Consider the following 23,131-nt stretch of genomic DNA (forward strand, 5'->3'; position numbering starts at 1 on the left):
ACATTTTATACTTTTTAAAGACCGAAAGATAATAATTTTCTAAACAAAAAAATAAAATTGTTTAAAAAAATAAAAAACCAGCCAAAAAATGACTGGTTTTAATATGGTTTAAATTACAGGTTAATATCTGTAATAGTCAGGCTTGAAAGGACCTTCGACTTTCACTCCTATATATTTAGCCTGCTCTTCCGACAAAGTATCTAATTCTACACCAATACGTTTTAAATGTAATTTGGCTACTTTTTCATCTAAATATTTAGGTAACATATACACTTTATTTTCATATTTATCCGAATGTTTCCATAACTCAATTTGGGCCAATGTTTGGTTCGTGAACGAGTTCGACATCACAAATGACGGGTGCCCGGTGGCACAACCCAAGTTCACTAACCGACCTTCTGCCAAAACGATTACATCTTTCCCGTCAATATTATATAAATCAACTTGAGGTTTTACTTCTGTTTTGGTAGAACCGTAGTTTTTGTTCAGCCAAGCCATATCAATTTCATTATCAAAATGTCCGATGTTGCAAACAATCGTTTTGTCTTTCATCATTTTAAAATGACGGTCGATGATAATATCTTTGTTTCCGGTTGTTGTGATAACGATGTCTGCATTAGCAATTACATTATCCAATTTTTTTACTTCGTAGCCTTCCATTGCCGCTTGCAATGCACAAATCGGATCAATTTCAGTAACGGTAACAATAGAACCTGCTCCACGGAATGATGCTGCCGTTCCTTTACCAACGTCGCCATATCCGCAAACAACCACGCGTTTTCCGGCTAGCATTACATCTGTTGCACGACGAATAGCATCTACTGCAGATTCACGACAACCGTATTTATTATCAAATTTTGATTTTGTAACCGAATCGTTCACGTTGATTGCCGGCATCGGAAGTGTTCCGTTTGCCATACGCTCATACAAACGATGAACGCCTGTTGTGGTTTCTTCAGACAATCCTTTGATTCCCGAAACCAATTCCGGATAACGGTCTAAAACCATATTGGTCAAATCGCCTCCATCGTCCAGAATCATATTCAACGGCTGACGGTCTTCACCAAAAAACAACGTCTGCTCGATGCACCAGTCAAACTCTTCTTCGTTTAATCCTTTCCACGCATACACCTGAATTCCTGCATCGGCAATCGCCGCCGCCGCATGGTCTTGCGTAGAGAAAATATTACAAGAACTCCAGGTAACCTCAGCTCCCAACGCTTTCAATGTTTCAATCAAAACCGCTGTTTGAATAGTCATATGCAAGCACCCTGCAATTCTCGCTCCTTTTAAAGGTTGTTCGTTTTTATATTCTTCGCGAAGTGCCATCAATCCCGGCATTTCGGCTTCTGCCAATTCAATTTCCTTTCTTCCCCAGCTTGCCAATGAAATATCTTTCACTTTATAAGCCACGTAAGGTATCGTTTTTGTGCTCATCTATCTGTATATTTGTAAATCAATTTTCTGCAAATTTACGGATTTACTTTGAATTGATTGCCAATGAAATTATAAACACGATTTTATGCCTTTATATAAAAACATAAAAGCTGATGCTGAAACGGAAATTTTTGTCTGGAAAATTACCGAAACTGAAGAAGAGCTGAAACAAAGTGTGTCGATGCAGGAAAAACATCAGAAACGTTACAACGGAATGCTTTCTGAACAACACCGAAAGGGTTTTCTGAGCGTACGGAAACTTTTGGAGACAGCCGGTTATACTGATTTTGACCTGAATTATGACAGCAACGGAAAACCAGCTTTGAGCGACGGAAAACACATCTCAATTACACATTCTTTTGATTTTTCTGCAATTATTGTCAGCACGAAAAACGTTGGGATTGACATTGAAAAACAACGCGAGAAAATCATACGCATTGCTGATAAATTTATTGAAACGGAATTTGAGTTTCTGGATAAAAATAAAAATTACATCGAAGATTTAAGCATTGTTTGGGGTGCAAAAGAATCGCTGTACAAAATGTGCAACTCACGTAGTTTGAGTTTTAAACAGGATATGCACGTACAGGATTTCACAAATAATAGTACTGAAGGAACTGCTTTTGTTGATTGCAAGGAACTTCAATTTGTTTGTAAATTCACCTTTTATTTTATGACTTTTGAAAATTACACTTTAGTTTACGCATTGGAAAATGAATAGAGAAATCATAAAAACCGAAATACAATACAAAGCCGTCCGAAGTTCAGGTGCGGGTGGACAAAATGTGAATAAAGTAGCTACAAAAATACAATTGCAGTTTGCTCCGGCAACTTCTTCGGGATTAACGGACGATGAAAAAGCAACATTAGCGGAAAAATTAACCAACCGCCTTACCAAAGAAGGCTTTGTCATCATTGAATGCAGCGATACCCGAAGTCAGTTTAAAAACAAAGCATTGTGTACGCAACGTTTGTTTCTGCTGTTGGAGAACGCTTTGAAAAAAGACAAAAAACGCATTGCTACCAAAATCCCGAAAGCGGTTATCAAAAAACGATTGGAAGACAAAAAACGCAATGCCGAGAAAAAACAAAATAGGAAGTTTAGGTTTTGAGTTTAAGCAAAAAAAGCACGAAAATTTCGTGCTTTTTTTTAAATTAGAAATGCCCTTAGCTTAATATGCCTCATATACTATAACAAAAGAAATTCCTGAATCTTCTACATAAAGCTCAAGAGTGGAATCAGTAAGCGTCAAAATCGTTATTTCGCCTGAAACTAATTCTCCATTAGGGTCATTACTAGAAATAGTCAAAATATCTCCATTTACCGAAAACGTACCAAAATCTTCTTCTCCTATAGTGCAATTAGGAAGATAAGCAACATCTCTGACTGTACCATTCTCCATAAATTCAATAAAATCATTGGTGGTTGCACATGCGTGGTCATGATATAATATCTCTCCATTCGACCCATCAGAAATTCCAACTTTTGCCCACTTACCAACAATTGCAGAAGTTGGTTGAGGGTTTCCAGGTTCTCCGGGATTTCCTGGGTTTCCGGGATTTAAAATATCATCTATACTTGGGTTATAATTGTCGAATCCATCAGAACTTTCGCATGACGAAAACAAAATGCCTACAAAGAACAAAAATAATACGGGGTAAGAAAAAATACGTTTCATATAACAAAATTTAGTTAAATAATCAGGTTTCATTTACATATTCGTAAAATATCACATTTACAAATATATATAAAATATTTAAACATCAAAAAAATGCTATTTTAAAACACAAATAATTACCGTATTTTTGGAAAAAAATTCAAATATGTCTGATTTTGAAAACAACACTATTTCCTTAGACGAAATTCCGCAATATGAAGCTGTTGATTTTACGCATCTTCACAAAGATTATGTAAAGATTGTCCGAATGAATACACTGATTACCATTCTGATAGGAATTGTGATTGCTATAGCTCTTTTTTTTATCTTTGATGAGCCGGAGAAATATTATTTCATCGGAGGTGTTTTGTTATTATCTATAATCATCGGGTGTTTTCCTTTAATCACATACAAAAAGAAGCAATACGCCTTTCGCAAACACGATGTGTTGTACAAAAAAGGATTGATTTTCAAATCTACTAATGTTGTTCCTTACATTCGTTTACAGCATGTGGTGATTAAACAAGGTTGGTATGCCAAACGTCTAGGATTGGCAGTTTTGGGGCTGCATACAGCGGCAAGCGACAGCGTTGATGTAGCGATTCCCGGACTGACGCTGGAAGAAGCCGAACGTTGGAAATCCTTTTTGTTAAACCGTTTACAGGAGCTGGAAGATGAAGCAAATGCCTAAGTATGATTTTTCGCAACCCAATAAATTAGCCCGAAAAGCCTTGTGGTTGGTTTTGGGAAATGCAGTTTGGGTGATGTTTCGCTCGTTGTGGCCGATATTGGCAGTACTGGCACTTCGAGGTTTCGATAACAAATCACCATGGTTGTATATTGTTTTTGCAGGAATATTTGTGTTATTAATTTCCCGTTTATTTATCAATTATTTCTATTATTCGTATCAGGTTATTGATGATGAGTTAGTTATCAACAAAGGCTGGCTGAGCAAATCCAAAACGGTCGTAAAGCTGGGTAAAATCCACGAAGTGAACCTAAATCAGAAATTAATCCATAAACTGATTGGCTTGTATATGGTTAAGGTGGATACGGCAGGAAGTTCCAAAACTGAGATTGCTATCAACGGTGTGGATTATCGTAAGGCATTGGCACTGAAAGAAGTTTTAACCAACACCGAACTTGCTGTTTCTGAGGAAACTGACAAAACCGAACAACAAGATGAAACCTTTATTTCACAACCTGAAAACACCGCAACCGAAGAAAGAATTAAAATTGGATTGACGAGTTTAATCAAAATCGGATTGACAAGGAATTATCTGCAAACATTGGGATTAATGATTGCATTTTCGTTTCAGATTATTGAGCAGACAAAAGATTTTTTATTTACTGATGAAGACGAAATTTCGATTTACAATGATATTTTTAATTCGGTTTCGTATGAACAATACATCGGATTGGTTGGATTACTTCTGGCATTCGGACTGATTGTTTTTATTATTTTGTTTAATTTAATACGGACTTTGTTTACCTATTTCAATTATCAGATTAACATCAAAAACAAGCAGTTGACGGTTTCCTACGGACTGACCGATTCTCATATTACCGCTGTCCCATCGCAAAAAGTACAGCTGTTCAAAGTACAACAGAATTATTTCCAAAAGCTGATGAATTTGTTTGAAGTCAAAATCCAGCAAGTGGAATCAACAGAAAACAATAAACAGAAAAAAGGGCTGGTCGTTCCCGGAGCAAATCGTTTGGAACTGGACAAAATTTTTCACGTGATTTACCAAACCGATTTAGAAATTCCAACTGAATTTCTGAAACCACACAAACGGATTTTATTGCTCAAATTCTTTTGGTTATGTATTCCGGCATTGATTGCTTTGGGTGTTTTTTATTACAGTGAAACGATGCATTATGCGTGGGTTATTCTGCCGTTTTTGGTGTTCTTTTACTTTTTGATTTACTGCGGATACCGAAACGAAAAACTGTACATCAAAGACGATTTTATTGTATTGAAAAAAGGCATTTGGGACGTTACAACCACATATCTTCAAATCAATAAAGTGCAACAAATCAGCCTTAGTCAAAGTTATTTTCAGGAAGGACGAAAGTTGGGTTCTTTGAATTTATATACAGCTGGTGGTGCTGTGACGCTTTATTATTATGATTTTGGTAAATTGCAAAAGCTGTCCGACGAATGGCTATATAAAATCGAGAAAAATAATTATCAATGGATGTAGTTTTGGAAAGTGAACATCAGATTTTTTGTTCAGACATCAAATTTATATTACAAAAAATGACCAGTTTCGAAAGCTAATTGTTCCGAATGCCGGGCACACGGCACATAAAGACGCAAAACCTTTGGTTCTTGACACTATTGTGAGATTTGTAAAACAGATAATATAAAGCCACAGATGCATAGATTTAAAGTAAAAAATAACTAGTGGCAAAAATATAAAAATATGAAAAAATGGATAAAAGCAGCTCGTCTGCGAACACTTCCGTTATCAATATCCGGAATTTTGGTTGGAAGTGCGGCGGCATATCAAAACTACCACACACAATCGAATTATTACATTATCGTGATTTTATGCTTGCTGACGACTTTGTTTTTTCAGGTTTTGTCCAATTATGCCAATGATTACGGCGATGCGGTCAAAGGCACGGATAACGAAAACAGGGTAGGTCCTAAAAGAGCGGTACAGAGCGGCGAAATTACCAAACAGCAGATGAAAAATGCGATTATCATCACGTTGGTTTTGTCGCTGATAACTTCTGTCGGAGTGATTTATACGTCTTTTGGAAATGCAAATTTTCTTCAGGCAATCATCTATTTCGTATTGGCGATAGCTTGTGTGGGTGCAGCGATAAAATATACGGTGGGCAATTCGGCTTATGGTTACAAAGGATTAGGCGATGTTTTTGTGTTTATCTTTTTCGGATTGGTCAGCACGTTGGGAACTTATTATTTATTCGGGCATTCTATGGATTGGAAAATCGTTTTTCCTGCATCAGGAATCGGTTTACTGAGTATGGCGGTATTGAATATGAACAACATGCGTGATGTAGAAAATGATACTGTCATGGGCAAAAAAACAATGGTGGTAAAAATGGGCTATGAAAAAGCGAAACAATACCATTTTTATTTAATCATATTCGCAGTGATATTCATCAATCTTTACGCTATGAATGTGTTTTCAAAGTGGTATCAATTTGTTTATGCCATCGGCTTTATCCCTTTGTTGAAAAATATTGGAATAGTTGGCAAAACAAAAAATCCCCGATTGTTAGATCCAGAGTTAAAACGTTTGTCGTTAAGTACTTTTTTTATATCTTTATTGCTTTCAATTGCACTAATTTTAAATGCACTAATTTATGAAAATAACTTATCTTGGACACGCTTCTTTAGCAATTGGAGCTAATGGAAAAAACCTGATTATCGACCCATTTATTTCGGGTAATGAATTAGCCAAACATATTGATATAAACGCTTTAAAAGCAGATTACATCCTGATTACGCACGCTCACGGTGACCATATCTTGGACGTGGAAACGATTGCGAAAAACACAGGAGCAATCATTGTTTCCAATGCCGAAATCGCTGGTTATTACGAAGCCAAAGGTTTTACAACGCACCCGATGAACCACGGCGGAACGTGGGAATTTGATTTTGGAAAAGTAAAATATGTCAACGCTATTCACTCAAGTAGTTTTCCGGACGGGAGTTATGGCGGGCAACCCGGTGGTTTTGTAATCGAAGCCGAAGAGAAAAACATCTACATTGCCGGAGATACCGCTTTGACTTATGACATGAAACTCATTCCGATGAGAAATCCTCTGGATTTAGCAATTTTACCTATCGGAAGCAATTTTACAATGGACGTGGACGATGCTACTATTGCCGCAGAATATTTAGATGTCAATCATGTTTTAGGCTACCACTACGATACTTTCGGATATATTAAAATCGACCACGAAGTTGCCAAACAAAAATTTGCCAACAAAAAGAAAGAATTGATTTTACTGCCGATTGGTGACTCGATAGAGTTAAAATAGCAAGTAGTTTTTGTTTCATCTTTAAATTTTTTATAGATAAAATAAGCTTACAAAAAAAAAACCTCCATACTATCATATCGACAAAAATACCCTTTTTAGGGTATTTTTTACTTTGTACAAAGCCTTTACATTTGTAGAAACAAGTTTTAAATATCACTTTTATCGGATTCATCATTTATTTTTTACCAACCCTATTCTTTTAATAATAAAAATAAAACGTTAATTTGCAAAATATTTATACAATTTAAACTGTAAATATGAAAATATATTACCTCTTTTTTATTATGTTTTTTGTTGGGTTATCACTATACGGACAAAACCAGCAGCGGGTGGATAGTCTTGAGTCTGAGTTAATAAATTCCAAAGATATACAGCATAAGGCAGAAATATACGAAGAGTTATCTGCGGAATATCAAACTTTTGATTTAGCCAAAGCTTTAGAAACTGCAGAAAAACTAAAAGAATTGGCTGTAAAAGAAAATAATGATATGCTCCTTGATAAATCTCTCAGGTTGATTTACAATGCCTGTGTTCTGGCGGGTGATATGGATAAAACAGAGCAAACTTTACAGGATTTACAGGCTCTTTATGAAAGAACCCACAACCTGCAAACACGAAGTGCTGTACTTCAGGGAATGGCTCGTCTTTATATGGAAAAAACAGAATATGAGCAAGCTACAGAAACTTTTCAACAAGCTATAGAAGTTTGCCAAGAAGGGGTAAAAACAGATGAAGTATTCGAAGACCATTTAGCTCATATTCGGCTTAATTATGCCATTACTTTAATGCGGTGGGCTTATACAAAAAAGCAATCTGGAACACTTTATGAAAAAGAGGCAAACACGCTAAAAAAGAATATCTTAGACTTAATAAATAAGTCTTTGGAGTATAAAAAGAAAGAAAATGAATTAGGTGAAGTTACGCTTGTTTATAATAATTTAGCCGTAGTGTATCAACTCTTTGAAGACAAGGATAGCATTATGTATTATAACGAAAAAGCATTGCAGTTAGCTCAGAACAACAAAGATGCCTTTAGAACAGCGATGGCCTATGATAACATAGCAAATATTTATCATAGTGAAGGTAACTTTGATTTGGCATTAGATTACCTTAACAGGTCGTTAAAAACATATCAGGATTTGGGAGCTCAAAAGTGGGTCGGAAAAGTTTATTTTCAGAGAGCTAAAAATTATAAATGGCTGGAACAATATGACAAAGCCATTACAGATTTAGAAAAAGCTCTTGATATATATGAAAGTACAGAGGACAAAAATGGAATTATGACAGTCACAAATTTGTTAAGTGAATCTTACGAAAAGCAAGGAGATTACAAAAATGCGTTGTATTACTTTCAAAAATCTTCCGAAAAGCATAATGAAATTCTTTCAGAACAAAGTTTGAGAAACATTGCTTGGATAAGAGCTAAATATGATTCCGAAAACAGGGAAAAACATATCACGGAACTTCAAAATTCCCATCTGCAAAAGGAAAAACAAATTAAAAATAATCTGATTGTCATCATATCACTTATTTCGGTTATTCTTATCATTGTCATGCTTTTGGTTTTACTGAGAATGAGAAATTCCAATCAAAGAAAAAAACACGAAATCGAAAAACAGGAAATGCTTTCAAAACTGAAAGAAGAAGAACTGAAATCTGTTATAAAAATACTTGAAAGCAAAGAAAATACCAAGCAAAAAATTGCCCACGAATTGCACGACCGGTTAGGGGTAATGTTAGCCACCATTAAGCTTTATGTAGAATCCGAAAAAAATAAATCAGAGAATGAAACCTCCAGAAATAATTTAGCTAAAGGGTTGGATTTATTGCAGATGAGCATTGATGAAGTAAGAGCAATTTCAAGAGAATTATCTTCGCCTACACTGGAAAAATTCGGATTGAACTCTGCCGTAAACGAGCTTGTAAAAAGTATCAATCAGACCAAGAATCTATATATCAGTTATGAATTTTCTGAAGATATTAAGTTTGATTCACAAACCAAAATCAATGTTTACAGAATCATACAGGAATTATTCTCGAATGCTATCAGGCATTCAAAGGCTGATTCTATTCAGCTCAAATTAGAGGCAAAGGGAAAAAATATTATTTTGAATTATTCTGATAACGGTATCGGTTTTTCAGAGTCAGAAGCACAGCAGGGAGTAGGCTGGAAGAGTATTTACTCACGCGTAAACCAGCTAAAAGGAACAGTTAGATTTGAGCCTTCCGGAAAAGGCACAAATATTTTGTTTGAACTTCCGGTATGATGATAAGTAATCCGTTAAATCATATGATATGGACAAGGTAAAATTAATGATTGCAGACGACCACCGGCTTTTTTCTGAAGCGCTTATGATGGTACTGAAAGAAGTTGAGGAAGTCGAGATTATCGGGTTAGCTGATAACGGAGTAGAATTAATTAACCTGATTAACCACAACATACCGGATATCGTTATATTAGATATCAATATGCCCGAAATGGACGGAATCGAATGTTGCAAACAAATCAAAAAGCTGAACAGCAATATTAAAATAATGATTTTGTCGAGCTTTTACAGCGAGGAGTTTGTTTTGAATGCAATGCACAACGGAGCAGATATTTACTTGTCGAAATGCACCAATATCGAAATCCTTAAAGAAGCTATCTTAGACGTTGTATTTGGCGAACAATGCAAAACTTCTGAATTCAATAATATCAAATCTTCCGAAACATTTGATATTACACAAAGAGAAAAAGAAATATTAAAACTCATCGCACTCGGACATACTGCAAACCAAATAGCAGATGATTTATGCCTTAGTTTACATACGGTGGAAACACACCGAAAAAATCTTCGCAACAAATTAGGACTAAAAAACCAATCTATGTTGGTTAAATACGCCATCGAAAGAGGTTTGGTTTAATTTAGTATAGCAATTTTACATTTCTGTTTTTGAAAAATACCCTGATTAGGGTATTTTTTAACATCATTTTTCTGTTTAGGTTTGCTGTGTTAAATCTTAAATAAAATAAAAATGAAGAAATTAGTACTATCATTATTATTTGTAGCTGTAGCTACGATTGCAGGTAATGCACAAGAAATCAAATTTGGAGCTAAAGCAGGTCTAAACATTGCTAACCAAACAGGAGATGTTGAAGACACAAAATCTTTAATTGGGTTTCATTTAGGAGCTTTTGCAGAGATTAAACTTGCAGAGCAATTCGCTTTCCAACCCGAATTGCTATACTCTATTCAGGGAGCGAAATACGAGTTTTCGGAAGAAGGTTTCTCGGAGGAAGGTAAAGTAAAATTAAGTTACTTAAACATTCCTTTGATGTTGAAGTATTATGCAACAGAGTCGCTATTTGTTGAAGCTGGTCCGCAGGTAGGGCTTTTGTTAAGTGCAAAAGAAGATTACAGCTATAATGACACTGAGTGGGGAGAATCTGGATCAGAAGACGGAATGGATGTTAAAGATTCTTATAAATCTATTGATTTTGGTCTGAATTTAGGATTGGGGTATAATTTTACTGAAAATATTTTTGTTGGAGCTCGTTACAATTTAGGTTTGTCAAACATTATGGACTTAGGAGATGATGAAGGGGATTACAAAGTTAAAAACTCAGTAATTCAGGTATCCGTAGGATATAGATTTTAAAGAAGAATAAGTTATTTCATAAAAATAGTTTTTTGAATTAGTACATTTATTCATCTACCAATAGCTATATTTATGTTGCCTTACTCTTCTAAAAAAGGGTAAGGTTTTTTTATTAATTTATCTTTTGTTGGTGTAAATCTAATGGTTATCAAGTAACCTTCTTTTGAAAAAATACCCTAATCGGGGTATTTTTTCGTTTAGATAAAGCCTTTACATTTGTCAAAATAATTAACTAAAAAAGATATAAAATGAAGAATTTATTAAAAACAATCGGTTTAGTTTTCTCATTAGGACTAATGGTCATTTCGTGCAGCAGCGATGACAACGGAGGAAACAAGGATTATCTTAATGGTGTACCTAAAGGAGAAATAGTTCCTGTCGGAGAAAGATTTGTTACTTTAACAGGGTATGATGAAGGAAGTGCATCATCTTCATCAATGACAACTTCACAAACGAACTCACAAAAATGGTGGAAGTATATTTATGGGGAAATCGAGTATAATTGCGAAGGAGAAAATGACGTGGAAGAAATTGATGAAGATGGCTATTATTATGCGTTTTTTCCTAACGGTAAAATGTATTATAAAGACGGGATAAACGGAACTCCTTTCGCATATAACGATTGGGAATGGACAGACAGTTCAAAATCAAAGGTTAAAATTTCTAACAATTATGGAGAAAGTCAGGTATTTGAGTTTACAGAGCTTAATGCTAATGCGGTTGTTTATGCGAGTTATCAATCCCAACAAGGTTGTAGTTTACTGACTTGGGAACAGTTAGGAAATCCTGTGCATGAAGATTAAGGTTCAGTCGGAATCGGGTAAGAAATGTAATTAATTCAAATTACTAAAACATAAAAAGGCTATCCGAAAAGTTAATTTCTCCCAATATTTATCGGAACTGTTTCGTATTCTAATATTCAGATGATAAACGGAATAAAAAACCTACTCAAAATAGCAAGGAATTATCATCAAAAACTAATTTTACCCAACAGGTAAAAACAAAAAATTAAATTAACTCATTATGAAAAAAGAACTTATAATTTTGCTTTTTTTAGGTGTCATATTAACTATGAGTGCCCAGACAACACCTGTTTTGCTTAAAAATATTAATCCAAATGATGGAGACGTACCCTTTTTCTGGGGTTCCTACTCAGAAATAACAACCTATGGAGATAAAATTTATTTCAAAGCACACACTGGCGACAGCGATTTTGATTATGAATTGCACGCATCTGACGGAACTACGAACGGTACACATTTAGTTTTTTCACAACAAGAGATGGCCACTGACCCCATGAACATTACAGGAGCAGGAGAACTTGTTTATTTTGTGGGCAATGCCCCTTTCATTCTTGAAGAATTATGGGCAACAGACGGAACAGAAGAAGGAACTTACTTGGTTAAAGATATAAAACCAAATAGCTCCTCCAGCCCAAAAAACCTGATGGCATACAACGACAAGCTATATTTTTGGGCAGATGACGGTGTGTACGGACACGAATTATGGACAAGTGACGGAACAGAAACCGGAACATTTATGGTTAAAGATATTAACCCATATCATGGTTCTATGACTCATAGCGAGTATTTTGATGAACACCCTCCGGTGATCTATAACGATTTAATATACTTCACAGTAGATGATGGTTATGGACTGAAGCTTTGGGTAAGTGATGGTACAGAAGTCGGAACACACGTTTTTTATAATGTTAACGCCAACGAACTGACAATATATAATGATAAATTATATTTTTCGGGTAAAATCGGTGCTAATGAAGGTCTTTGGGTGACTGATGGAACGCTCACTGGAACTTATATGATTATGGGATTTAATGATGGTGTTCAGGATTTATTTGTCTGTAATGGAAGTTTATATTTTTATGCTTCCTACTCTGAACTTTGGGTAACCGACGGAACAGAAGAAGCAACGCATATGGTAAAAGACATCAACTCAACAAGTATAAATGGGCAATCTTATTGGTATCCACAACAGCGGCCCATGGGATATATGCGACCTTTTATGGCTGAACTTGACGGGAAACTGTACTTTACAGCCAATGATGGCATACATGGACCTGAGCTATGGGTAACCGACGGAACTGAGGAAGGAACAAACCTGGTTATAGATATTACCGAAGGTAATGAAAGTGGCGCACCATGCAACTATTGCGGACCATACAACCTTACTGTTTTAGATGATAAACTATACTTTACAACTACCAATGAAGAGTATGGTCATCAGCTATGGGTAACTGAAGGAACTGCCGAAACCACTCAGATTATACTTCCTGAAAACCCAAATTTTGATGCACTGCGTTTTACAGATAAATTACAAGTATTCAATAATAACCTGTACTTTCCTGCCTACTACCACGATTACATAGACAACGTTTATATTGGACCAAGCATATATGTTATCGGAGACAACAATGTGTCTATTGAAGAAATATTCCAAAATAGTAAAGTGAAATTATATCCGAATCCTTCTGCTGATATCCTCTATTTCTCGGAAGAACTCGAAGATGTTCAGGTTTATTCCATTTTAGGGAAGCTTGTTTTGTCTGAAAACAAAAAAGACAATATTGACATAAGTAGCTTAGGTAAAGGCCTCTATATTATTAAAGCCAAAGAAAGTAGCGGCCAGTCATTTTCTTCAAAATTTACAAAATTGTAGATTCTGAAAAATATTGCAGAATTAACCCAATAAAAAATTTTTAGATTAAACAGTACGAATATTCCCATTTGTACTGTTTTAATTTTGGTAATGTATTTACACAAATAACCGATTATATCAAAATTCCCTATCTTTGAAAGATGAAAACAGCATTGGTACAATTTGATGTGATTTGGGAAGACAAACAGGTAAATCTGGCGTATCTCACTCAGGCATTAAATTCATTGGCAGATAAGGTAGACTTGGTTGTATTACCCGAAATGTTTAGCACTGGCTTTACGATGAATCCGGAAAAATCTGCGGAAGAATTTACCAATTCCAAAACGCTGCAATGGTTGCAAAATGCTGCACAAAAACACCGTTTTGCTATAACAGGCAGTTTTGTGGTTAAGGAACAAAATGCTTATTACAACCGAATGATGTTCGTTTATCCCGACGGAAATTATCAAATCTACGACAAACGGCATTTGTTTTCACTGGCAAAAGAGGACAAACATTATGCTGCCGGAAAAAACCGGGTTATTGTAGATTATCTGGGTTGGAAAATCGCTCTGCAAGTTTGCTATGATTTGCGGTTTCCGGTATTTTCACGAATCCAAAATGAAGATTATGATATGCTGATTTATGTTGCTTCTTGGCCAGACAAACGGATTGATGCATGGGATACATTGCTCAAAGCCCGTGCGGTGGAAAACATGAGTTATGTGATTGGTGTAAACCGTTGTGGTACTGACCCAGCCGGTATTTTTTATTCTGGACATTCACAAGCCGTTGATTACATGGGTAATTACCTGATTGAACCATACGAAAATGAAGGTATCAAAATTGTAGAATCAGAGAAAAACAACCTGGAAAAAGCCAGAAAAAAATTTAATTTCCTCCGCGATGCAGATGATTTTATCATTATTCCAAACCCATAATACAAATTTTTCTTATTCTTTATAAATACGAATATTTAAATATTTTGATAAAATCCACCAATCATTTTTCAATATATACGTAAGTTAAATCGCAATTAAGATATAAATCTTGCAGGTCGCTTTTGACACCCGGCATACTATATAATTTCCATTTTTTTCATAATGAAGGTGGCATTTTTATTTTGACAAATACCGTCGCGTAATTTGTAATCAAAAGACAATTCATCATTGGCAATAATTCCTTCAAAGGATTTATTCGTCAACACATTCGGATATTTATTTTCTACTGTGCAAACTTCCAAATCATGCGTTGCTATCATTCCGGTTGCTCCGCAATTTACCATTTTTTCAATCACGCCAATCGTTCCCTGCGTTTTATCGTCAGAGTTTGTGCCGCGAAGAATTTCATCTAACAACACAAAAACCGGTTGTTGCTGTGCTTCCACCACAATTTGTTTTAACCTTTTTACTTCGGCATAAAAATAAGATTCGCCGTCTTTCAGCGAATCGGTTAATCGCATAGAAACCCAAAGCGGAATCGGGCAAACGGTTGCTTCCGTCGCACAAACCGGCGACCCCGCCCCGGTCAATAGCAAGTTTACGCCAATTGTTCTCAGAAAAGTACTTTTTCCGGACATATTCGAACCGGTCAAAATCGTCAATCGTTGTTGCCTGAAATCAATATCGTTGCAAACTCTTTTCGTTTTTTCGATTAAAGGGTGCCCGAGCTGTTGAAAAGCAAAATGATTATTTTCGTTAATTGCCGGATAAACATATTTCGGATTATTATAGGCAAAATTAGCTACGCTGTTCAGTGCTTCGATATCCGCAACAGTATTCAACCAATGGAAAAGTTGCCGGCTGTAAGCAGATTTCCATTTGACAACTCTGTAATATACGTGGTTATGATATTGAAACAATCCATTGAGCAAAATCGCTACAAACATATTGGCGATGGTGTCGAGCTGTTCAAACAAGCGGGATAATTTTTTGATAAGCAAATCGGCCGAAACGGTTTCTGAGGCAAGTTCCTTCTGTTTTTGCACTAACAAATCAGACTGAAAATCAACTTCTTTTATCGTTTTTATCAATCCGGAATAGGTCGATAAGGTTTGAGCAATCTTGGACGAGTTCTGAATTTCGCCATTGATATGTTTAAAGTTAAAACCTACTGATAACATATTGATTATAAACAAATAACCAATCCATTTTGAATCAATTAAAGTATTGTCGAAAGCATACAAAACCACCAGAACGAAAAACAACACCGGAAATAACCAGGACAAATAAAACGCTAAACCTTTCTTGCTTTTTTGGTCGCTATTTACCCAACGCTTCAAATTATCCATATATTCTTCCTTATCTTCCGACAAGGCGGAAAGCACCGAAAAATGTTGTCTTAGTGAGAATTTTTCACTTAATTCCTGAACCGCTTTTTGACGTCGAATAACTTCCTTCGGATTAACTGTTTCGGTAAATAACTGAGCTAACTTCTTTTTTCCTAAAGTAAGTTTTGTGCGGTTGATATGCTGAAAAAGTGATTTTTCCCCGAACAAATCCAAATCGAAACTGTTGGCATGCTGGCTGTCGATAAAGTCTTTACCATTATCGAAAGGCAAATCATTGTTAGTCAAATAATTAAATTCATCTTTATTTATAGCTAATAATTGCTTGTGATACGCCAGTTTTTTGGCATTTCTTTGATATATCAACAGCAAAGTCAAGAAAACTGCTGCCGAACCATAAATCAATAATTGCCAAATATCGGCTACCGATTGTTCAATCAAAACCTGATATAAACTGGTCAGAAACAGCACCACAACTGCTAATCTCAACAAACTCAACACATTTGAAATTCTTTTTAATTTACTGACTATTTGCGTTTGTTCTATTACGTTTTCCTGATAAATTTTAGTCATAAATCCTTTTTAAATTAAAGACTGCGAAAGTTAAGGATAAAATTCCAGGGACTCAAAAGAAAAAAGCACAGCAATTATTGCTGTGCTCTAAATATCTGAACCGGAAAAATTATCAATCCGTTACTACCGGAAGATTGTTAATCGGCGAATTACTTTTTACCACGACAAAGGTTGAAATGGCGTAAAATGCATTTCCTCCATTACCATTGCTTGTCCAGTCTTCAAACTGATATTCAAAACTAAAATTACTTCCAATCAATCCGCTACTCAATTCATCTTCTCTTACCGGAACAACCATTCCTGGACACCAACCAGCTCTATCTCCTGTCCAGTTTCCAGGTGATTGATTGTTTATTGGATTACTCGCACAACCAAGCGGACCTAATTCATGCTCAAAAGTCGGTGCGTTATTAATGGCAACGTGATGCGTTCTGAAACACCACTCAGCACAACCTCTGCCACCTGTATCATACGGCGTAGCGTGCCCCCAACCTGAAATAATCGTACGAAGATATGCTTTCTCTACTCCACTTGGCAATTGAATGCTTTTGGTCAAATCCAGATTATGCGTTACCCCATAAGGTACTCCGTCAATCGAAGAATGATTGTATTGCATAACCGGTACCACAGCCGAATATTTATAGTCCGGCTCGCCATAAACAAAGTCAAAATCAACACTATATGTTCTTCCTTTCGCCAACCAGGTTTCGGTATATATCTTTAATTCAGTCTGCCCTTTAAGTAGTGATTTAAAATCAGTTACATCTACTTCTAAACCACGTTCCAATAACTCTGTACCTACCCAGTACGGCGTAATAAACCGTCCGATTTCATACCATTCTCCTGTTTCCTGGTTTTTTACATATACATTCGCATATCTATCCCATTCGTCACATTCTTTATTCGGGCAAATATCCTGAATATACATCTTAATCGATTTAATCTTTTCAGAATCAGACGGAAAATTAAAAGTACCAACGGCACTTTGCTCAAATCCGTCCCCAAATGCTACTTTAACGTTTTGAAATGTTTTTACATTAGTTGTCCCTTCCGGCGAACTATCGTCATTATTACAAGCAATAAAACCAAAAGTAAGTAGTCCTAACAAAAGTATTTTTTTCATATTTCAATGTTTTGGATTAATTTTACGTAAAAATATTAAATTTTTCTGAAAAACCTAATTCTATATAAATATTTATGCAGCAACCCGATTTGAATTTACCTATTGAATATCTGAAAGGCGTTGGACCTAATCGGGCTGATATTATCAAAAAAGAACTGCAAATATTTACAGTAAACGAGTTACTTCACTTTTTTCCCTACAAATATTCAGACCGTACTAAATATTACAAAATCAACGAATTAACCAAAAACAACAAAAGTGAAGTCCAAATTATAGGAAAAATAATTCATCTGAAAACCGTTGAACAAAAACGCGGAAAAAGATTGGTAGCCACGTTTACGGACGGCGTATCTAAAATGGAATTGGTTTGGTTTCGCGGACACAAATGGATAAACGACAACCTGAAAATTAATGTGCCGTATGTCATTTTCGGAAAAACCAATTGGTATGGGCAAACGCTTTCCATGCCCCACCCGGAAATGGAATTGTACGAAGAACACCAAAACAAAATTCAATCTGGTCTGCAAGCGGTTTATCCATCAACCGAAACTTTGGGCAAACGGAATATTTCCAACAAAGTGATTCAGCGGATTATTGCCGAAGCCGTGAATTATGCCCTGCCGGCATTGGAGGAAATTCTGCCAATAGATTTAAGAAAAAAACTCCATCTGGTATCAAAACAAGAAGCTATTTTTCACGTCCACTTCCCGGAAACAGCAGAAAAACTGAATCTAGCTCAATACCGAATCAAGTTTGAAGAATTGTTTTTGATTCAGATGCAGCTCATCAACCAGAATATTTTCAGAAAACAGAAAATACAAGGTTATCCGTTTGAAATTGTAGGGGAAAAATTTCATGATTTTTACAATAATCACTTACCTTTTCCGCTGACCAATGCACAGAAAAAAGTGATTAAAGAAATCCGTTCCGATATGGCGAAGCCTGTGCAAATGAACCGGTTGTTACAAGGCGATGTCGGTTCAGGGAAAACAGTTGTTGCATTCCTGTCGGCGTTAATCGCTATCGGCAATGATTTTCAGGCGTGTATTATGGCACCGACAGAAATTCTTGCTAATCAACATTTTAACGGATTACAGGAATGGGCAGGGCAAATCGGGGTTAATATTGGGCTACTCACCGGCTCAACAAAAACTGCTCAACGCAGACAGATTCTGGAAGATTTAATCAACGGAAACCTGACCATATTAATTGGCACACACGCCATTCTGGAAGACCCAGTTAAATTTAACAATCTGGGACTGGCAATTATTGATGAACAACATCGTTTTGGCGTGGACCAAAGGGCGAAACTATGGAAAAAAAATCATTTGCCACCACATGTTTTGGTAATGACTGCCACACCGATTCCGCGTACTTTGGCGATGAGTTTGTACGGCGATTTGGACGTTTCCGTTATCGACGAATTACCTCCGGGCAGAAAACCAGTGCAGACCATACATTATTATGAAGGCAAACGGCTACGAGTCTGGAAATTTGTCAAAGACGAAATTGCCAAAGGCAGACAAGTGTATATGGTGTATCCGCTGATTCAGGAAAGTGAAAAGCTCGATTACAAAAATCTGATGGACGGTTACGAAGGAATTTCGAGAGATTTCCCCCTACCCGATTACGCCATCAGTATTGTACACGGACAGATGACCGCTACGGAAAAAGACCGTGAAATGGCGAGGTTTGTTAAAGGAGAAACCCAGATTATGATAGCGACCACTGTTATTGAAGTGGGTGTAAACGTCCCGAATGCCACCGTGATGGTTATCGAAAGTGCCGAACGGTTTGGGTTATCTCAGCTGCACCAGCTTCGGGGGCGCGTGGGCAGAGGTGGCGACCAGAGTTATTGTATTTTAATGACCGGAAACAAACTCAGCAACGATTCACAGGTACGAATGGACACGATGTGCCGTACCAATGACGGTTTTGAAATTGCCGAAGTAGATTTAAAACTACGCGGTCCGGGTGATTTAATGGGTACGCAACAAAGCGGCGTGCTTAATCTGAGAATGGCAGACCTGGTTAAAGACCAGCAAATTCTATCACTGGCGCGACAACAAGCGGTATTACTTTTACAAAACGATATCAAATTAGAAAATCCTGAACACCAAAAACTTAAATTAGTTCTAACACAAATTATGAAGAAAAGCGGTTTGTATAGCTTCATCAGTTAAAAAAATAACTACAAAAAAAAACACAGAGGCACAAAGTTTTTCTTTTTTCTCTGTGCCTTTGTGGTAAAAAAATAATCTAAGTTATGAAAATAGTATTTGCGTCCAACAACCTCAACAAAGTCAGAGAAATCAGTAATCAATTGCCAGATGATATAGAAATATTGTCTTTGGCTGATATCAACTGTACCGAAGATATTCCGGAAACCGGCAATACCATTGAAAGTAATGCGATTCTCAAAGCAAATTATGTTACTGAGAAATACGGTTTGCCCTGTTTTGCAGATGACACCGGACTCGAAATTGAAGCACTGAACGGCGAACCCGGCGTATATTCTGCCCGATATGCCGGAAAAGATAAAAATGATGATAAAAACATAGAGTTAGTGCTGAAAAAATTAGCTGAGCAAACGAACCGGAAAGCCCGGTTCAAAACAGTCATTGCTCTCAACATCGATAATGAACAACATCTGTTTACCGGTATTGTGGAAGGAAATATTACCCACGAAAAAATCGGGACAAATGGTTTTGGTTATGACCCTGTTTTTACACCAAGTGGTTTTGACCACACTTTTGCCCAAATGGATATAGAACAAAAAAACATCATCAGCCACAGGGGAAAAGCGGTTAAACAACTTATTTATTTTTTAACAAATACTAAATAACTAATATTCAATATTTTAAAGAAGAATTAAAAAAACACTTAAATAATAGTTGCATAATAAACCATTGTTTATGTAACTTTGCTGTTGTTTAAACAACCTTCTTTATGAAAGCGACTAAATTAAGTAACGAAAATAAGTACAACCTGCTCATGGGCAGAGTGCCACTATTACTCAACCGATTTTTAGTAAAAAAATTCAAAGACAACGATATTTATCTGACTCGGGAACAATGGTCTATTCTGGCGGTGTTGTGGAAAAACGACGGCTGTTCACAACAAGCACTAGCAGAAGCAACTTATCGCGACAAACCCAGCATTACCCGTTTGATTGATAATCTGGAAAAAGAAGGTTATGTCGAGCGTAAAGCCGATAAAAATGACCGAAGGCTTAAGCTGATATTCCTTACACAAAAAGGCAGAAATATCGAAATTCCGATGATGAATGTCGTCAACGAAACCATTGATATTGCTACCAAAAATCTGACAGAAGAACAAACTTTGAATATCAGAGACAGTTTTCAACTCATATTTGAGAATATTAACAAAGAGCTATCATGAAAAAATTGATTCTTACCTTAATCAGCCTTATGGCAGCGAGCGGAATGTATGCACAAATTCTCGTTTCACCATCTTTGTATGATGCCATTCAACAAGCTGTAATGAACGATGTAGAGATGCAAAACAATCATCTGGAAATCCAAAAAATGGAAATGAAGCAAAAAGGAATCAAACAAAAATTCCTACCCCGATTGGAAGCCAGTGCAATGTATGCTTACCTCAACAATGAGCTCACCGTTGATGTACCAACACAAACACTGCCACTCACAGGCATACAGCTTTTTGACGGAAAAACCACTTTTGACAATTCCGGACAAGCTTTCGTAGGCGGACTCAAACTCAATCAGGTTATTTTCAGCGGTGGGCAAATTACGAACGGAGCCAAAGCGTTGAAATATAAAAATGAGGGAACCGCTTATCTGATGGAAAACCAAAAAGATGAAATTATTAAGGATATTATTATAAGTTTTGACCAATTGGCTTTATTGCACGAAGCAGAAAAACTACTCGATAACAGTGAAAAAAGATTAAACAAAGAAACTGAACGGGTGGAAAAAGCCATCTCTGCCGGTTTGGCAATTCCTTATGACCGGGATAAAATCAAGCTGGCTCAGCTCGAGTTGGCGTCTAAAAGAAAAGATGTGGAAAGCAAAAAAGAGCTTTTGGTGCTCAAACTTATACAAGCGACCAAACTGGACAAAAGCACAATATTGAATACCGTTTATCAACTCGAACCTATTATTGTTCAAAGCGAACTGTCTGCAGATAACAAAAATGAGATCAAAGCACTGGAAGCTTTCAAAACCGCCAATGAATATGCCATTAAAAAAGAAAAAGGAAGTCTGTTGCCCAACATAGGTGCTTTCGCATCTTATCAATATGCATCGGTTTTTGATCTAAAATCAGATGTATATCTAAACCAAATAAACCGAAATGCTGAGTTTCGGCTAAACGAATTGACTTTACATCCTAATTTTATGGTCGGTATTGGAATGAAATGGAGTATTTTCGAAGGTTTTGAACGGAAAGAAAAAATCAAGGAGGCACAACTTAGTCAGCAACAAATCGACCTGAAATTAAACGATGCCAAAGAAAAACTGGATTTACTACTGGCAAAAAATCAATCGGAATACCAGACAGCCACAGAGCAAATGACCATTCATCAACAGCGTAAACAAATTGCAGAAAACAACAACACATTGGCTCAGAAACAATATGCCAACGGATTAATGGGCATTAACAACCGGCTGGAAGCTGAAAATGATACGTTCAAAGCTTCATTCGACTGGTATGAAGCGATTGCTAAACAAAGAGAAAAAGCGATTGAAACCTATCAATCAACCGGAACATTAACGCAATATCTGACTGTAAAATAATTATATCATGAGAAAAATTGTATTAGCCATAACCTCATCCATGTTACTCATTGCTTGTGGCAGTAACACAGACAAGGAATTACAAGGAAAAGTAGAACGGGACGAATTGGCGGTTGTAGGCAAACTCGCCGGACGCATCGAAACAATCCTTGTCAAGGAAGGCGACTTTGTCAAAAAAGGAGATACGCTCGCTATATTGGATATTCCGGAAGTCTCTGCCAAAAAAGCACAGGCTGAAGGTGCGGTTAAATCAGCACAGGCACAATATCAGATGGCAACTACCGGTGCTACACAAAATCAGTTAAAACAACTGAATGCCAAAAAATCGGCTTTGAAAGAACAGTACGAATTTGCCAAAAAATCACTTAACCGGATGGAAGCTTTGGTCAAAGACTCACTGATTCCTCAACAGCAATACGACGAGGTTTTTGCTAAGTATCAGGGTGCTCAGGCACAATTACTGGCGGTTGATGCCGAAATTGCCGATGTGCAAAACGGTGTCCGGATAGAACAACAAATGATGGCTCTCGGGCAACAAGATCGAGCGAGCGGGGCATTGCAGGAAGTCAGCGTAGCAGAAAAAGAGCGTTATATCATCGCACCGCAGGATATGCAGATTAATTTAATCACACTCAAGCAAGGCGAATTGGCATTGCCGGGATATACTTTATTTAAAGGCGTTTTGTCCAATACGATTCATTTCCGTTTTACTATTCCCGAAAGCGATTTGACAAAATACAAAAAAGGTGAAACAATTCATGTTTTTGTTCCTTATCTCAATGAGAATATTGAAGCGGAAATACAAAACATTAAACAAATCGGTGCCTATGCCAATATTGCTACTGCCTATCCGGATTACGATATGCAGAATGCTTTGTACGAAATGATTGTGTTGCCAAAACAAACAACCCAAACCGAAGACATTCTGACCAAATCAACGGTAATATTAAAACAATAA

General features: G+C 36.5%; 21 protein-coding genes. 17 read left to right on the forward strand and 4 right to left on the reverse strand.

What is annotated here, in order from left to right; all coding sequences use genetic code 11:
• Positions 1–120: 120 nt before the first annotated feature.
• A complete protein-coding gene (gene ahcY, locus CDL10_RS04660; protein WP_100677460.1) occupies positions 121–1,437 on the reverse strand; it encodes an adenosylhomocysteinase in 1,317 nt (438 codons plus the stop codon).
• Positions 1,438–1,522: 85 nt separating this feature from the next.
• Between ahcY and CDL10_RS04665 the strand changes: the two genes are divergently transcribed.
• The gene (locus CDL10_RS04665) at positions 1,523–2,158 is read left to right on the forward strand and encodes a 4'-phosphopantetheinyl transferase family protein (RefSeq protein ID WP_100677461.1); all 636 of its coding nucleotides are present in this window, start codon (positions 1,523–1,525) and stop codon (positions 2,156–2,158) included.
• Complete coding sequence (gene arfB / locus CDL10_RS04670) at positions 2,151–2,549, forward strand: alternative ribosome rescue aminoacyl-tRNA hydrolase ArfB (RefSeq protein ID WP_100677462.1); 399 nt, start codon at positions 2,151–2,153, stop codon at positions 2,547–2,549. The genes CDL10_RS04665 and arfB overlap by 8 nt, the downstream gene beginning before the upstream one ends.
• A 60-nt stretch (positions 2,550–2,609) precedes the next feature.
• Here the strand turns inward: arfB and CDL10_RS04675 are convergent, their stop codons facing one another.
• Complete coding sequence (locus tag CDL10_RS04675) at positions 2,610–3,116, reverse strand: lipocalin-like domain-containing protein (protein WP_165772983.1); 507 nt, start codon at positions 3,114–3,116, stop codon at positions 2,610–2,612.
• 145 nt (positions 3,117–3,261) lie between these two features.
• Between CDL10_RS04675 and CDL10_RS04680 the strand changes: the two genes are divergently transcribed.
• The 10 genes from CDL10_RS04680 to CDL10_RS04725 all read left to right on the forward strand — a co-directional run bounded on the left by CDL10_RS04680 (position 3,262) and on the right by CDL10_RS04725 (position 14,353).
• The gene (locus CDL10_RS04680) at positions 3,262–3,786 is read left to right on the forward strand and encodes a PH domain-containing protein (RefSeq protein WP_100677464.1); all 525 of its coding nucleotides are present in this window, start codon (positions 3,262–3,264) and stop codon (positions 3,784–3,786) included.
• Positions 3,770–5,302: a PH domain-containing protein gene (locus CDL10_RS04685; RefSeq protein ID WP_100677465.1), complete on the forward strand. Its 1,533-nt coding sequence runs from the start codon at positions 3,770–3,772 to the stop codon at positions 5,300–5,302. The genes CDL10_RS04680 and CDL10_RS04685 overlap by 17 nt, the downstream gene beginning before the upstream one ends.
• A gap of 222 nt (positions 5,303–5,524) precedes the next feature.
• The gene (gene menA, locus CDL10_RS04690; RefSeq protein ID WP_100677466.1) at positions 5,525–6,484 is read left to right on the forward strand and encodes a 1,4-dihydroxy-2-naphthoate octaprenyltransferase; all 960 of its coding nucleotides are present in this window, start codon (positions 5,525–5,527) and stop codon (positions 6,482–6,484) included.
• Positions 6,438–7,118, forward strand: coding sequence for a metal-dependent hydrolase (locus tag CDL10_RS04695; protein WP_100677467.1), 681 nt, complete (start codon positions 6,438–6,440; stop codon positions 7,116–7,118). The genes menA and CDL10_RS04695 overlap by 47 nt, the downstream gene beginning before the upstream one ends.
• Positions 7,119–7,375: 257 nt before the next feature.
• Complete coding sequence (locus CDL10_RS04700; protein ID WP_100677468.1) at positions 7,376–9,385, forward strand: ATP-binding protein; 2,010 nt, start codon at positions 7,376–7,378, stop codon at positions 9,383–9,385.
• A gap of 28 nt (positions 9,386–9,413) precedes the next feature.
• Positions 9,414–10,022: a response regulator transcription factor gene (locus tag CDL10_RS04705; RefSeq protein ID WP_100677469.1), complete on the forward strand. Its 609-nt coding sequence runs from the start codon at positions 9,414–9,416 to the stop codon at positions 10,020–10,022.
• Positions 10,023–10,133: 111 nt separating this feature from the next.
• Positions 10,134–10,757, forward strand: coding sequence for a porin family protein (locus tag CDL10_RS04710; protein WP_100677470.1), 624 nt, complete (start codon positions 10,134–10,136; stop codon positions 10,755–10,757).
• Between the two features lie 248 nt (positions 10,758–11,005).
• Positions 11,006–11,560 (forward strand): hypothetical protein, encoded by a 555-nt coding sequence (locus CDL10_RS04715; RefSeq protein WP_100677471.1) that lies wholly within the window; start codon positions 11,006–11,008, stop codon positions 11,558–11,560.
• 220 nt (positions 11,561–11,780) lie between these two features.
• Positions 11,781–13,433, forward strand: coding sequence for an ELWxxDGT repeat protein (locus CDL10_RS04720; protein ID WP_100677472.1), 1,653 nt, complete (start codon positions 11,781–11,783; stop codon positions 13,431–13,433).
• Between the two features lie 140 nt (positions 13,434–13,573).
• A complete protein-coding gene (locus CDL10_RS04725) occupies positions 13,574–14,353 on the forward strand; it encodes a nitrilase family protein (protein WP_100677473.1) in 780 nt (259 codons plus the stop codon).
• 137 nt (positions 14,354–14,490) lie between these two features.
• Here the strand turns inward: CDL10_RS04725 and CDL10_RS04730 are convergent, their stop codons facing one another.
• Both CDL10_RS04730 and CDL10_RS04735 read right to left on the reverse strand, forming a co-directional pair.
• The gene (locus CDL10_RS04730; protein WP_100677474.1) at positions 14,491–16,272 is read right to left on the reverse strand and encodes a MutS-related protein; all 1,782 of its coding nucleotides are present in this window, start codon (positions 16,270–16,272) and stop codon (positions 14,491–14,493) included.
• Positions 16,273–16,384: 112 nt separating this feature from the next.
• The gene (locus CDL10_RS04735; protein WP_100677475.1) at positions 16,385–17,395 is read right to left on the reverse strand and encodes a peptide-N-glycosidase F-related protein; all 1,011 of its coding nucleotides are present in this window, start codon (positions 17,393–17,395) and stop codon (positions 16,385–16,387) included.
• Positions 17,396–17,469: 74 nt separating this feature from the next.
• On the opposite strand from CDL10_RS04735, the gene recG reads away from it, so the two are divergent.
• The 5 genes from recG to CDL10_RS04760 all read left to right on the forward strand — a co-directional run bounded on the left by recG (position 17,470) and on the right by CDL10_RS04760 (position 23,131).
• Complete coding sequence (gene recG, locus CDL10_RS04740; protein ID WP_100677476.1) at positions 17,470–19,578, forward strand: ATP-dependent DNA helicase RecG; 2,109 nt, start codon at positions 17,470–17,472, stop codon at positions 19,576–19,578.
• An 83-nt stretch (positions 19,579–19,661) separates the two neighbouring features.
• Positions 19,662–20,240, forward strand: coding sequence for a non-canonical purine NTP diphosphatase (locus tag CDL10_RS04745; protein ID WP_100677477.1), 579 nt, complete (start codon positions 19,662–19,664; stop codon positions 20,238–20,240).
• Between the two features lie 104 nt (positions 20,241–20,344).
• Positions 20,345–20,797, forward strand: a complete 453-nt coding sequence (locus tag CDL10_RS04750) for a MarR family winged helix-turn-helix transcriptional regulator (RefSeq protein ID WP_100677478.1) — start codon at positions 20,345–20,347, stop codon at positions 20,795–20,797.
• Entirely contained in the window at positions 20,794–22,173 is a 1,380-nt protein-coding gene (locus CDL10_RS04755) for a TolC family protein (RefSeq protein WP_100677479.1), read from the forward strand. Before CDL10_RS04750 ends, CDL10_RS04755 begins: the two co-directional genes overlap by 4 nt.
• Positions 22,174–22,180: 7 nt before the next feature.
• Positions 22,181–23,131, forward strand: a complete 951-nt coding sequence (locus tag CDL10_RS04760; RefSeq protein ID WP_100677480.1) for an HlyD family secretion protein — start codon at positions 22,181–22,183, stop codon at positions 23,129–23,131.

Source organism: Avrilella dinanensis, from assembly GCF_002807015.1.
GTDB lineage: Bacteria > Bacteroidota > Bacteroidia > Flavobacteriales > Flavobacteriaceae > Flavobacterium > Flavobacterium dinanensis.